The organism is Rhodococcus aetherivorans, from assembly GCF_011058165.1.
GTDB classification, from domain to species: Bacteria; Actinomycetota; Actinomycetes; order Mycobacteriales; family Mycobacteriaceae; genus Rhodococcus; species Rhodococcus aetherivorans.
Genome location: NZ_JAALEG010000127.1, coordinates 1 through 13,044 on the forward strand (window position 1 = coordinate 1; position 13,044 = coordinate 13,044).

13 protein-coding genes and 1 pseudogene are annotated in these 13,044 nt (G+C 70.2%); 10 read left to right on the forward strand and 4 right to left on the reverse strand.

What is annotated here, in order from left to right; genetic code table 11:
- Positions 1–702 (reverse strand): DUF2786 domain-containing protein (locus G6039_RS28230; RefSeq protein ID WP_164528163.1); only part of this gene is annotated, 702 nt, incomplete at its 3' end.
- A gap of 85 nt (positions 703–787) precedes the next feature.
- On the opposite strand from G6039_RS28230, the gene G6039_RS28235 reads away from it, so the two are divergent.
- The 6 genes from G6039_RS28235 (at position 788) to G6039_RS28260 (ending at position 7,736) form a co-directional block, all read left to right on the forward strand.
- Positions 788–1,861, forward strand: a complete 1,074-nt coding sequence (locus G6039_RS28235) for an ABC transporter ATP-binding protein (RefSeq protein ID WP_029546720.1) — start codon at positions 788–790, stop codon at positions 1,859–1,861.
- A gap of 146 nt (positions 1,862–2,007) precedes the next feature.
- Entirely contained in the window at positions 2,008–3,285 is a 1,278-nt protein-coding gene (locus G6039_RS28240; RefSeq protein WP_006932272.1) for an ABC transporter substrate-binding protein, read from the forward strand.
- Between the two features lie 14 nt (positions 3,286–3,299).
- Positions 3,300–4,382, forward strand: coding sequence for a carbohydrate ABC transporter permease (locus tag G6039_RS28245; RefSeq protein ID WP_043800928.1), 1,083 nt, complete (start codon positions 3,300–3,302; stop codon positions 4,380–4,382).
- On the forward strand, positions 4,379–5,230 hold the full coding sequence (locus G6039_RS28250; protein ID WP_006932281.1) for a carbohydrate ABC transporter permease: 852 nt from the start codon (positions 4,379–4,381) through the stop codon (positions 5,228–5,230). Before G6039_RS28245 ends, G6039_RS28250 begins: the two co-directional genes overlap by 4 nt.
- Complete coding sequence (locus tag G6039_RS28255) at positions 5,227–5,424, forward strand: hypothetical protein (RefSeq protein WP_006932283.1); 198 nt, start codon at positions 5,227–5,229, stop codon at positions 5,422–5,424. The genes G6039_RS28250 and G6039_RS28255 overlap by 4 nt, the downstream gene beginning before the upstream one ends.
- A gap of 110 nt (positions 5,425–5,534) precedes the next feature.
- Positions 5,535–7,736, forward strand: a complete 2,202-nt coding sequence (locus G6039_RS28260; RefSeq protein ID WP_206531424.1) for a transglycosylase domain-containing protein — start codon at positions 5,535–5,537, stop codon at positions 7,734–7,736.
- Here G6039_RS28260 and G6039_RS28265 read toward each other — a convergent pair.
- Entirely contained in the window at positions 7,639–8,343 is a 705-nt protein-coding gene (locus G6039_RS28265) for a TetR/AcrR family transcriptional regulator (RefSeq protein WP_065923287.1), read from the reverse strand. The genes G6039_RS28260 and G6039_RS28265 overlap by 98 nt on opposite strands.
- A gap of 116 nt (positions 8,344–8,459) precedes the next feature.
- Between G6039_RS28265 and G6039_RS28270 the strand changes: the two genes are divergently transcribed.
- Complete coding sequence (locus G6039_RS28270) at positions 8,460–9,179, forward strand: class I SAM-dependent methyltransferase (protein WP_051446120.1); 720 nt, start codon at positions 8,460–8,462, stop codon at positions 9,177–9,179.
- Here the strand turns inward: G6039_RS28270 and G6039_RS28275 are convergent.
- A complete protein-coding gene (locus G6039_RS28275; protein WP_043800924.1) occupies positions 9,157–9,720 on the reverse strand; it encodes a TetR/AcrR family transcriptional regulator in 564 nt (187 codons plus the stop codon). The two genes, G6039_RS28270 and G6039_RS28275, sit on opposite strands and share 23 nt — an antisense overlap.
- A gap of 82 nt (positions 9,721–9,802) precedes the next feature.
- On the opposite strand from G6039_RS28275, the gene G6039_RS28280 reads away from it, so the two are divergent.
- Genes G6039_RS28280 through G6039_RS28290 form a run of 3 tightly spaced genes read left to right on the forward strand, consistent with a single transcriptional unit; the run spans position 9,803 to position 12,869 of the window.
- Positions 9,803–11,053: an acyl-CoA dehydrogenase family protein gene (locus tag G6039_RS28280; RefSeq protein WP_043800922.1), complete on the forward strand. Its 1,251-nt coding sequence runs from the start codon at positions 9,803–9,805 to the stop codon at positions 11,051–11,053.
- Positions 11,050–12,120 (forward strand): phosphotransferase family protein, encoded by a 1,071-nt coding sequence (locus tag G6039_RS28285; protein WP_043800920.1) that lies wholly within the window; start codon positions 11,050–11,052, stop codon positions 12,118–12,120. Before G6039_RS28280 ends, G6039_RS28285 begins: the two co-directional genes overlap by 4 nt.
- The gene (locus G6039_RS28290) at positions 12,117–12,869 is read left to right on the forward strand and encodes an SDR family oxidoreductase (protein WP_006932290.1); all 753 of its coding nucleotides are present in this window, start codon (positions 12,117–12,119) and stop codon (positions 12,867–12,869) included. The genes G6039_RS28285 and G6039_RS28290 overlap by 4 nt, the downstream gene beginning before the upstream one ends.
- Before the next feature lie 56 nt (positions 12,870–12,925).
- Here the strand turns inward: G6039_RS28290 and G6039_RS31530 are convergent.
- Positions 12,926–13,044 (reverse strand): annotated as a pseudogene (locus G6039_RS31530) (IS30 family transposase); the annotation flags it as partial.

The window sequence follows — 13,044 nt, forward strand, 5'->3', positions numbered from 1 at the left end:
GCACGTCCGAGGCCCGCGCCAGCTGCCGCGCGCCTCGGACGTGCTGCGGTAGAAGTCTCGCAGCTCGATCTGCTTGTCCCGCAGTACCAGGGCCGTGCCCGGTGCGGCGGCCGCCGCCTCCTGCTCCGCGTCCTGCTTCGCCTCCGCGAGCCGCCGGCCGATCCGCGCCGCGAACGCCGACTGGAAGTTCAGCCGCGCGGTGACGGCCGCGACGGGCCGGCGCACCCGGGTCCGCACCCGCCGTCCCCCGCGGGTCTCGACCACCGTGCGCACCGTCGTCTCCTCCTTGTAGGTGCCCGAGCGCAGGTACGCGTCGGAGGCGCGGACCATCTGCACCAGCAGCGAGGAGTACAGCGCCTCGCACACGTCGATGTCGGAGGCGAAGCCGTAGGCGTAGATCACCGTCGACGTCGTGGTGATGTCGCACTGGACGTCGTTGGCGGCGGCGATCGCCAGGAACAGCTGCGCGTACGTCCGCAACCCCTTCCGGCCGGCCTCGCCGATGGCGATCAGGCGCTGCACGGGGGTGGCCCGGCGCTCCCGGCCCGCCGTGTGGGCACGCGCCACCGCCAGATCCACCGACGCCGCCGTGGCCAGCCGCTGCGCGGCGGCGAGGAACGCGTCGGCCTCGTGGGGGTTGTCGGTGGATTCCGCCTGACGGAGCAGGCCACCGATGCGGGTCAGCATCTTCTCCGAACTCACCCAGGCAGGCTACGCCGTGGTGCCCTTTCGGACCCGTGGTGATCCGAAAGGACACCACGGCGACGGGGTCGCCTATTCTCCTGCCATGGCCCCAGTGACCTTCGACCACGCGACCTGTCTGTTCCCCGGGTCGACCACGCCTGCCGTCGACGCGTTGAACCTGGAGATCGAGGACGGCGAGTTCCTCGTCCTGGTCGGCCCGTCCGGCTGCGGCAAGTCCACCTCCCTGCGGATGCTCGCGGGACTCGAACAGGTGCACAGCGGACGCATCCTCATCGGCGGCCGCGACGTCACGGCGCAGGAGCCCAAGGACCGGGACATCGCGATGGTGTTCCAGAACTACGCCCTCTACCCGCACATGTCCGTCGCCGAGAACATGGGCTTCGCCCTCAAGCTCGCCAAGACGCCGAAGGCGGAGATCCGCGCGCGGGTCGAGGAGGTCGCGAAGATGCTCGACCTCGAGCAGTACCTCGACCGCAAGCCCAAGGCGCTGTCCGGTGGGCAGCGGCAGCGTGTCGCCATGGGCCGCGCCATCGTCCGCCAGCCGCAGGTGTTCCTGATGGACGAGCCGCTGTCCAACCTCGACGCGAAGCTGCGCGTGCAGACCCGCACCCAGATCGCGCAGCTGCAGCGCCGCCTCGGCACCACCACCGTCTACGTCACGCACGACCAGGTGGAGGCGATGACGATGGGCGACCGCGTCGCCGTGCTCGACAAGGGGATCCTGCAGCAGTGCGCGTCGCCGCGCGTGCTCTACAACAAGCCCGCCAACGTGTTCGTCGCCGGATTCATGGGCTCGCCGGCGATGAACCTGTTCAGGCTGCCGGTCTTCGACCGCGGGGTGATGCTCGGCGACACCGCCGTGCAGGTGCCGCGCGACGTCGTCGGCCGGGTCACCGAGTCGGAGGTGGTGGTCGGCATCCGTCCCGAGCATTTCGAGATCGCGCCCGACGGCCTGGGGATGGACGTCGACGTCGTCGAGGAACTCGGCTCCGACGCCTACATCTACGGCCGCGCCCAGATCGCCGGCCGCCCGCAGCAGGTCGTCGCGCGCGGGGACTGGCGCAATCCGCCCCACAAGGGCGAGCGGGTGCACCTGCGGTTCGACCCGGACCAGGTGCACGTCTTCACCACATCCGACGGCCGTCGCCTGGGCTGAGCCGAGCGGCAGGGCACGACACGGAACCGATCAAGGTCGCGCGGAATCCCTGCACTCCGGTGCCCTCCATGCCAGAGTAAGGGCCGATGTCGGTGGCCGGGTGCCGCCGACGAGGCTTTTCTCACGATCTCAACGGGGAGTCATTCATGATTCTGAACTCGAAGGCGATGCGCCGCGCGGCGGTCGCGGCGTCCGCCGCGTCGCTGCTGGTGCTCACGGCCTGTTCCTCCGACGGCGGCTCGGACTCGGGCAGCGAAGGGGGCACCGCCGCCGGCGGTGAGGGCCGCGGCCCCATCACGATCGTCGAGGGTCAGGATCCGCTGAACACGGCGCTCGAGAGCATCATCGCCGACTGGAACGCGGAGCACCCGGACGAGCAGGTCACCTTCAAGCCGCTGGGCAAGGAAGCGGACCAGCAGCGCGACGACATCACCCAGCGCATGCAGGCCCAGAGCGACGAGTACGACCTCATCGCCGTGGACGTCACCAACACCGCCGAGTTCGCGGCCAACGGCTGGCTGCGGCCGCTCGAGGGTGACTACGCGATCGAGACCGGCGGCCTGCTGCCCGCCACGGTCGACTCCGCCACCTACAACGGCACCCTGTACGCGGCGCCGAAGAACACCAACGGCGCGTTCCTGTACTACCGCACCGACCTGGTCGACAAGGCCCCCGCCACGTGGGCGGAGCTGAAGGAGCAGTGCCCGAAGGCGCAGGAGGCGGGCATCGACTGCTACGTCGGCCAGTTCAAGAACTACGAGGGCCTGACGGTCAACGTCTCCGAGATCGTCAACGCCTACGGTGGCAGCTTCGTCGCCGAGGACGGCACCACGCCGGCCATCGACGACAAGACCGCCGAGGGGCTGCAGTTCGTCGTCGACTCGTTCAAGGACGGGACGATCCCCGAGGCCGCGCAGACGTACACCGAGGGCGAGTCGCAGAACGCCTTCGGCGAGGGCCGCGCCCTGTTCATGCGCACCTGGCCGGGCTTCTTCACCGACGGTGAGTCCTCGTCGGTCGCCGGCCGCTACGGCATCGCCGTGCTGCCGGGCGTGGACGGCCCCGGCGCCTCCACCCTGGGCGGCTACAACGTCGGCATCAGCGCGTTCTCCGATGCGCCGGCGACCGCCCGCGACTTCCTCGAGTTCATGCAGACGCGCAAGTCGCAGACCTACTACGCCGAGGCCGGTGGCGCGCCGGTCCTCGAGGAGGTCTACGACGACCCGCAGATCCTCGAGCAGTACCCGTACTTCGCGACGCTGAAGGAATCCCTGGCCAACGCGCAGCCGCGTCCGGTCACCCCGTACTACTCGCAGGTCTCCAAGGCCATCCGCGACAACGCCTACGCGGCGATCCGCGGTGAGAAGACGGTGGATCAGGCGCTCGCGGACACCAAGGCCGGCATCGAGACCGCCGGCAACTGATGCAGGAGTAGTACATGGCGAAGCCGCAGGTCGAGCCCGCGGACCAGTCGCCCACCACCACGGTCGGGACCGCAGTGATCGGTCCCGACCGTGGCCGTGGAGGCGGCCGGCACCGGGCTCCCGAGCCCCCCGAGCCGCCGGCCGCGGCAGTGAAGGCGCGCCGGCGGATACCGGTGTGGGCGTTCGTCGCGCCGACACTGGTCGTGCTGGCCGTCGTCATTCTGTATCCGCTCGGCCGGGCGGTGTGGATGTCGTTCCACGGCGACGCGAAGAAGCTCGATCCCGAGACGGGCCGGTTCGTCACCGGCGGCTTCGTCGGCGTCGAGAACTACGTCCGCTGGATCACGCAGAGCTGCGGCACCGCGACGGGCTCGATCCCGTGCCCGCCGGGCACCCTCGGCTCGCAGTTCTGGGGTTCGGTGGGCAATACCTTCTTCTTCACCGTGGTGACGGTGGCGCTGGAGACGGTCATCGGGTTCGCGATGGCGCTGGTGATGGCGAAGTCGTTCCGCGGTCGCGGCCTGCTGCGCGCGTCGGTGCTGGTGCCGTGGGCGATCCCCACCGCGGTCACCGCGAAGCTGTGGTTCTTCATCTTCGCCAACGACGGCATCGCCAACCACATCCTCGGCACCGAGATCCTGTGGACGGCCGACCCGTGGCCCGCGCGGTTCGCGATCATCGTCGCCGACGTGTGGAAGACCGCGCCGTTCATGGCGCTGCTCATCCTGGCCGGGCTGCAGATGATCCCGTCGGACGTGTACGAGGCCGCCAAGGTCGACGGCGCGTCCGCCTGGCAGCGGTTCACCCAGATCACGCTGCCGCTGGTGAAGCCGGCGCTCATGGTCGCGATCCTGTTCCGCACGATGGACGCGCTGCGCATGTACGACCTGCCCGCCATCATGATGGGCTCCAACCCGGCCACCTCCACCATCTCGGTGCTGGTGGTCGACCAGATGCGCCAGGGCGCGAACTCCGCGTCGGCCCTGTCGACGATCACGTTCCTCATCATCTTCGCGGTGGCGTTCGTCCTGGTCCGGTTCCTCGGCGCCAACGCGGTGCGCACGCAGGAAGAACAGCGGAAGGGGACCCCGGCATGAGCCGACCGGGCACCGGCAAGGCCCTGCGCGGCAGCATCGGCACCTACGCCGGCGTCGCACTCATCGTCGTGTGGGGCCTGGCCCCGTGCTACTGGATGATCGTCACCGCGCTGCGCGACCCGGCGGACACGTTCAGCACCACGCCGTGGCCGACGAACCCGACGCTGCAGAACTTCGCGGACGCCCTGGACCCGTCCGCGAAGGTCAACTTCTCCCGGGCGCTGCTCAACAGCGTGATCATCGCCGGGGCCACCACCGCGATCGCGCTGCTGGTCGGTGTCTTCACCGCCTACGCGCTGTCCCGGTTCGACTTCCGCGGCAAGTACTTCGTCACCGGCATCATCCTCGGCGCATCGATGTTCCCCGTCGTCGCACTGGTGACGCCGCTGTTCCAACTGTTCACCGACATCGGCTGGATCGGCAGCTACAAGGCCCTGATCATCCCGAACATCTCGTTCGTGCTGCCGCTGACGATCTACACGCTGACCTCGTTCTTCTCCGAGCTGCCCTGGGAGCTCGAGGAGGCCGCCCGCATGGACGGCGCCAGCCGGGGCCAGGCGTTCCGGATGATCATGCTGCCGCTCGCGGCGCCGGCGCTGTTCACCACCGCGATCCTCGCGTTCATCGCGACCGTCAACGAGTTCCTGCTCATGTCGCAGCTGTCGAGCGAGAAGACCGCCCCGGTGACCGTGGCGATGGCCCGGTTCACCGGGACCGACCCGTATGTGACGCCGTATGCGTCGATCATGGCGGGCGGCACCCTGGTGATGGTGCCGCTGGTGGTGATGGTGCTGATCTTCCAGCGTCGCATCATCGCGGGCCTGACCGCCGGCGGCGTCAAGTCGTGAGCCGCCGGCCGTCGCGCCGGCAGCGGCTCGAGCTGCTGCTCGGGTTCCTGACGATGGTCACGCTGCTGGCGCTGGTCGGTGCGGTCGCCGAGCTGCTGTCCGCCTCGCCCGGGGTGGTCCCGTCGCTGGTGCTGCTCGGGTGCGTGGCGGCGTGGGGGCTGACGTTCCGGGCCTGGCGGCGCGCGGGCTCCTGAGGGGGGCCGTATCGCCGCAGCTCGGAGGCGGTTTCTCCGCCGGGGCGCGCGGGCCGGGCGGTGTCCGCGCGGCCTGCGGTACCCGTCACATCGGGACGGAACTCCGTACCATGCGATCGAGAGGGTGCGATCATTCGTCGGACCCGGATCTTTCCGAGAAAGTGGTACGTGTGAGTTCTACGACCCCGTCGAACCCCCAGCACAGGAAACCCACCGCCGCTGCGAAAGCGCGGCGGTGGCGCATCGTCGGCAACATCGCGCTCGCCGTGGTGGCCGTTCTGGTGCTCGTGCCGGCGCTCGCGTTCGCGGTGGCGTACATGTCGACGGACGTGCCCCGCCCGTCGGACATGAGGACCAATCAGGTCGCGACGGTCTACGCCGCGGACGGTACCACCGAGCTGAGCCGGATCGTGCCACCCGAGGGCAACCGTGTCGAGGTCGACCTCGCGGAGATCCCGGAGCACGTGCGCAACGCCGTGCTCTCGGCCGAGGACCGCAACTTCTACAGCAACCCGGGCTTCTCGGTCAGCGGCTTCGCCCGCGCGGCCCGCGACAACGTGCTCGGCAAGGAAACCGCCGGCGGCGGGTCCACCATCACCCAGCAGTACGTCAAGAACGTGCTCGTCGGCGCCGACCGGACCGTCACCCGCAAGATGCGGGAGCTGGTGATCTCGACGAAGATGGCCAGGCAGTGGTCCAAGGACGAGATCCTGCAGGCGTACCTGAACACCATCTACTTCGGCCGCGGCGCCTACGGCATCGCCGCCGCCGCGCAGGCGTACTTCGGCAAGCCGGTCGGGGAGCTGTCGGTGGCCGAGGGCGCTGTGCTCGCCGGGGTGATCCAGACCCCGTCGGCGCTCGACCCCGAGTTCAACCGGCCGGCGATCGAGGCGCGCTGGAACTACGTCCTCGACGGCATGGTCGAGATGGGCGAGCTCGACACCGCCGAACGCGAGGCCCAGGAGTTTCCTCCGACGGTGCCGGCCGCGCAGGCGACGCAGGCCAACGAGGCCGGCGGACCGGAGGGGCTGCTGCGCACCCAGGTGATCCGCGAGCTCGAGGCGGCGGGCATCAGCGGCCAGGTGCTCAGCACCGAGGGCCTGCAGATCACGACGACGATCGATCCGCGGGCGCAGCAGGCGGCGATCGACTCGGCTCGCGAGACCCTCGAGGGCGAACCGGCGAACCTGCGCACGGCCGTCGTGTCGATCGATCCGCGCACCGGCGCGGTCCGGGCGTACTACGGCGGCGAGGAGGGTGCCGGGTTCGACTTCGCGCAGGCACCCGTGCAGACCGGCTCGGCGTTCAAGGTGTTCGGCCTCGTCGCGGCGCTGAAGGACGGCATCGGCCTGAACGCCCGGTTCAGCAGCGCTCCGCTGACCGTCGGCAATCTCGAGATCGGCAACGTCGAGGGCGAGTCGTGCGGCGTGTGCACCATCGCCGAGGCGCTGAAGCGGTCGCTGAACACCAGCTTCTACCGGCTGATGCTGGCCATGGAGGACGGGCCGCAGAAGATCGCCGACGCCGCCCACGAGGCCGGCATCCCGCTCGAGATTCCCGGCATCGAGGGCCCCACGCTCAGCCACAACGGCGGCGCGCCGGAGGGCGGCATCGTGCTGGGCCAGTACCAGTCGCGGGTGATCGACATGGCGTCGGCGTACGCCACGCTCGCCGCGTCGGGGACCTACCACCAGCCGTACTTCGTGCAGCGGGTCGTCAACGCGGAGGGCGAGGTGCTGCTGGACCGGCCCGCGTCCCCGGGCGAGCAGCGCCTCGACCCGGCCGTCGCGGACAACGTCACGCAGGCGATGCAGCCGATCGCCGCGTACTCGCGCGGACACGCGCTCGCGGGCGGGCGGCCGTCGGCGGCGAAGACCGGGACCACCCAGCTCGGTGACACCGGCCTGAACAAGGACGCCTGGATGGTCGGGTACACCCCGTCGCTGTCGACCGCGGTGTGGGTCGGCACGCCGGACGGCACCGCGATCACGAACAGCTGGGGCGGGTCGATCTACGGTTCGATGCTGCCGTCGGACATCTGGAAGGGCACGATGGACGGTGCCCTCGAGGGCACCGAGGTCGAGAGCTTCCCGTGGCCCGAGCCGATCGGCGGGCAGGCGGGCGTGCCCGCCGACACCGGGGTGACGGCCCCGTCGAACAACGCCCCGGCGCCCGTGCAGTTGCCCCAGCTGCAGCTGCCGGAGCTGCCGCCGATCACGATCCCGGCGCCGCCGGTGGAGCTGCCGCCGGAGATCCAGGTGCCGCAGCAGATCGAGGTCCTGCCGGGCGTGACGATCCAGATTCCCGGATAGGTGATGGCGCCGCCGTGGGGGTGAGCGGTACCGCCGCCGGACCCCCGGGTCGGACCGGCCCGGGGTCCGAGAGACGCCACGGCCGCGCCGCGGCCTCGAACGTGGCGAACGCCTGCGCGGCCGTCAGCTCGCCCGCGGCGACAGGACCGAACAGGCCGACGATCCCCCACGCGAGGAACCGCACCGCCGGATCGCACTCCGCCTCCCCCGCCTCGCACTGTTCGCGCAGGTGGCCGGCGAGGACCTCGTGGACCATGTGGGTGGTGGCGCGCACGAGCACGGCGTCGCTGCGCCGGCCGGCCAGCGCCTCGTACAACCGCGGGTGCTGCTCGCACAGGTCGAACACGGTGCGCACCGGTCCCCACGGCGTCCGCCGTCCCCGAGCGCGTTCCTCGACGGCCCGCTGCACATATTCGGTGCAGCTGACCACCAGCAGGTCGTCCTTGTCGCGGAAGTGGTGGTAGAACGTGGAGCGGCCGACGTCGGCGCGATCGAGGATGTCGCGGACGGAGACGCGGTCGTAGCCCTTCTCGGTGAGCAACTCGATCAGGGCTCGGTGCAGTTCGTTGCGGGTCCGTCGGACCCGGCGGTCCTCGGTGGGCGGCACGGGTTCTCCTGCGGTCGTCGGCGTTACCGCACATTGTGCGCCCGAGTGTCCGGAACCGGACACTTTCCGGGGTTTCGCTCCTGGCGTCGCGCGGCGACCGTCGTAACCATGGAGCCATGAGACACAACGACTTCCAGCGACAGTCCACCGTCCACGACGACGGACCGGGGGTGCTGATCACCCGGGTCCGTGGTTATGCCGCCTTCAACACGATCTTCTTCGCCGGTCGGCGATCGCGGGTCGACGCCGCGGCGGCGGACCTGCTCGGCCTCCAGCGCGGGCAGGCCGTTCTCGACATCGGTTGCGGACCGGGGGCATTCGCCCGCGTTCTGGCCGAGCGGGTCGGTCCCACGGGGCACGTGGTGGGGGTGGACCCGTCGCGGCAGATGATCGACCACGCGACCGCACGGGCGCGAAGGCTGCCCCACTGCGAGTTCCGCGTCGGTACGGCGCAGGAGCTCGACGACCCCGACGAGTCGTTCGACGCGGTGACCGCGACGTTCTCGATGCACCACATCCCCGAAGGCCGGCGCGACGACGCGCTGGCCCAGTTCTTCCGGGTGCTCCGTCCGGGCGGCCGGTTGCTGCTCGCCGACATGTACGCCACCGACCGGATCCGCCCGATCGCGGTGCGGGTCCTGACCCGTGCGATGCGCCACCGTCACGACGAGGCCGGCGCCTCGGACGTCGCCCGGGCGGTCGACCCGATCGCCGCCGTCGACGTCCGCAACTACGCCGGCGCACTGCGGAGGGCCGGATTCGACGAGCCGGCCTTCCACGAGATCCGGCCGTCGACCGGCTGCCTGGTGGCGGTCAGACCCGGTCCTCGCGGATGAGCCGGACGGCATGGTCGACGACGTCGTCGACCGACACGGACGGCTCGGCGGTCCGGTCGATCGAGAGCGACTCGACCATCGCCCACCAGCCCCGCAACCGCATGATCGTCCATGCGTCGCCCTCGGTGCCGAGCGCGGTCAGGCTCCGTTCGACCATGGTGCCCCGCATGGCCTCGCGGATCTCCCGGATCTGTGGGTCGGCGCCGAATCCGCCGTGGAACAGCGCCTGATAGTTCTGCCCGTGCCGGTCGATGAACGAGACGAAGGCATACACGACGGCGCGCAACGGATCGGTGTCGTCGGGATCGGGGACCGCGGCCCGCAGCAGGCGCCGCGCGGCCGCGGCCACGACGGCGACGTAGAAGTCCTGTTTGGTGGGGAAGTAGCGGAACAGCAGACCCCGGGAGATCCCGGCGATCTCGGCGACCCGGTCGACGGACAACGCATGGATGGGCCGGGCGGCCAGTTCCTGCAGGCCGATGGCGACGAGCTGGCGTTTGCGTTCCTCCGGAGGCAGGCGCCGCCGCTTCTCGGTGCTCACGGATGGTCCCTCCCTCTTGATGGTGTGCTGCGCGCCCGGCTAGTCTAACTAAGCATTGCTCAGTTAGAGCCACGGAGGCCTCATGGATTTCGGTCAATCGGAACGCTCGCGCGAGTATCTCGAGCGGCTGCGCAGCTTCGTCGCCACCGAGGTGGTGCCCGTGGAGGAGAGGCTGCGCCGGGAGCGGGTCGCCCCCTTCGCGGCGCGCGGCGACAGCTCGGGTGCCGCGACGTGGTCGGTGCCCGACGAGTTCCGCGAACTGCAGCGCAAGGCCCGCGCCCAGGGCCTGTGGAACCTCTTCCTCCCCGATTCCGAACTCGGTGCGGGCCTGTCGAACGTCGAATACGCCCCCCTGGCGGAGGAGATGGGCCGCTCCCCGTTCCGGTCGTCGATCTTCAACTGCGACGCCCCGGACACCGGCAACATGGAGGTCCTCTACCACTACGGCAGCCCCGAACAGAAGGAACGCTGGCTGCGTCCCCTCCTCGACGGCGAGATCCGCTCGGCGTTCTGCATGACCGAGCCCGGTGTCGCGTCCTCGGACGCGACGAACATGGCGGCCACCGCCGTCGTCGAGGGCGACGAGGTGGTGCTCAACGGAAGCAAGTGGTGGAGCACGGGCATCGGCAGCCCCGACTGCAAGATCCTCATCTTCATGGGCCTCACCGACCCGCACGCACCCAAGCACCAGCAGCACTCGATGGTGCTGGTGCCGATCGACACCCCCGGGGTGAAGGTCGAGCGGATGCTGTCCGCCATGGGCTTCTACGACGAGCCCGGCGGCCACGGCGAGGTGTCGTTCACCGACGTGCGCCTGCCGCTCGACGCGATCATCGCCGGCCCCGGCCGCGGATTCGAGATCGCCCAGGGCCGCCTCGGTCCCGGCCGCGTCCACCACTGCATGCGCCTGATCGGGCTCGCCGAGCACGCCCTCGAACTCGCCTGCCGCCGGGGCCTCGACCGCGTCGCGTTCGGCAAGCCCCTGGTCAACCTCGGCGGCAACCGCGAGCGCATCGCCGACGCCCGCATCGCGATCAATCAGCTGCGGCTGCTCGTGCTGAACACCGCCTGGCTGCTCGACACCCAGGGCCTGTCCGGCGCGCGTTCCGCCGTCTCCGAGATCAAGGTCGCCACCCCGCGCGTGGTGCAGCAGGTGATCGACTTCGCCATCCAGATCCATGGCGGCGCAGGTCTTTCGGACGACTTCCCGCTTGCCGGTGCCTGGACGGCCGCGCGGGCGCTGCGCCTGGCCGACGGCCCTGACGAGGTGCACCAGGGCCTGGTGGCCCGCTTCGAACTCGGCAAGTACAACAACCCGGAGGGCCGCAAGTGACGATTCCCGACAACGCCCGCGCCGTCCGCGACGAGGACGCCTTCGACGTCGCGGCCGTCGCGGCCTGGCTCGGCGAGCACGCCGGCATCGCCGGGACCCCCGAGGTCCACCAGTTCTCCGGTGGCGCTTCGAATCTCACCTATCTGTTGCGCTACCCCGACCGGGATCTCGTGCTGCGCCGGCCGCCGGTGGGAGCCAAGCCGTCCTCCGGTCACGACATGGTCCGCGAGTACCGCATCCAGTCGCTGCTCGCGCCCGCCTACCGGTACGTGCCGCGCATGGTCGGCCTGTGCACCGACCACAGCGTGCTCGGCAGCGACTTCTACGTGATGGAGCGGGTACCGGGGACGATCCTGCGGGCGAACCCGCCGGCCGAGCTCGACCTGACACCCGAGCGCACCCGCACGCTGTGCCTGCGGATCGTCGACCTGCTCGTCGAACTGCACGGCGTCGACCCCGCGTCCACGGGTCTGAGCGAATTCAGTCGCGGCTCGGGGTATGTCGCGCGCCAGGTCGCGGGATGGACCGCGCGCTACGAGAAGGCGCGCACCGAGAACGTCCCGGACTTCGCGCGGGTCACCAAGTGGCTGGACGAGACCCAGCCCGCCGACGTGGCATCGGCGGTCATCCACGGGGACTTCCGGCTCGACAACGTGGTGCTCGACGAGCACGACCCGCTGCAGCCCGTCGCGGTGCTGGACTGGGAGCTGGCCACCGTCGGCGATCCGCTCATGGATCTCGGCTCGTCCCTCGCCTACTGGGTGCAGGCGGACGACGATCCGATGCTGGTCGCCACCAAGCGGCAGCCGTCGGACCTGCCGGGCATGCTCACCCGCCGCGAGATCGTCGACTACTACTCGCAGAAGACCGGCCTCGCCGTGGACAACTGGGGCTTCTACGAGGTCTTCGGGCTCTTCCGGCTCGCGGTGATCGCCCAGCAGATCTACTACCGCTACCACCACGGGCAGACCACCAACCCGGCGTTCAAGGACTTCTGGGTGATCGTCGGCTACCTGGACTCGCGGTGCAACACGCTGATCGACGAGATCGAGGGGGGACGCGCATGAGCACGCGGAGGAACATCCTGATCACCGGCGCGAGCTCCGGCCTCGGCGCCGGCATGGCCCGCGAATTCGCCGCGCGGGGACGCAACCTCGCCCTCGCGGCGCGACGGATCGAGCGACTCGAGGAGTTGCGCGACGAACTGCTCGCGAAGCACCCGGGCATCACCGTCGCGGTGCGGCGGCTCGACGTGGACCGGCACGAGGACGTGTTCACGGTGTTCCGGGAGTTCGACGACGAACTCGGCGGCCTCGACCGGGTGATCGTCAACGCGGGCCTGGGCAAGGGACAGCCGCTGGGCACGGGCTACTTCCGCGCCAATGCGCAGACGGCGAACACCAATTTCCTGGGCGCGCTGGCGCAGAGCGAGGCCGCCCTCGAGCTCATGCGCCCCCGCAACGCCGGTCACGTGGTGCTGATCTCGTCGGTGAGTGCGGTGCGCGGGATGCCGCGCAATCTCACGACGTACGCGGCGTCGAAGGCCGCCGTCGCGGCGCTCGGCGAGGGCATGCGCGCGGACCTGGCCCGCACGGGCATCCGGGTGAGCACGATCTTCCCGGGGTTCATCCGCTCGGAGATCAACGAGAAGGTCGAGAACGTGCCGTTCATCGTCGACACCGAGACCGGGTGCCGCGCGCTGGCGGCCGCGATCGAGAAGGAACCGCACAAGGCGTACGTCCCGAGCTGGCCGTGGACGCCGCTCGCCTATGCGATGAAGGTGCTGCCGCTGTCCGTCGTCAGCCGGATGGTGTGAGTTCCCGCCCCCGACGCGAAGTGGCCGAATGTCACATTCCTTCAGTTGGGGCGGTTTCAGGCGGCCGATGCGACAAGCTCGGTGAACGCTTCGGTTGGCGTGCGCCAGCGTAGCGTCTGCCGGGGGCGGCCGTTGAACTCGTCCTGGACCTGCTGCAGGTCCTCGGGCGTGTACA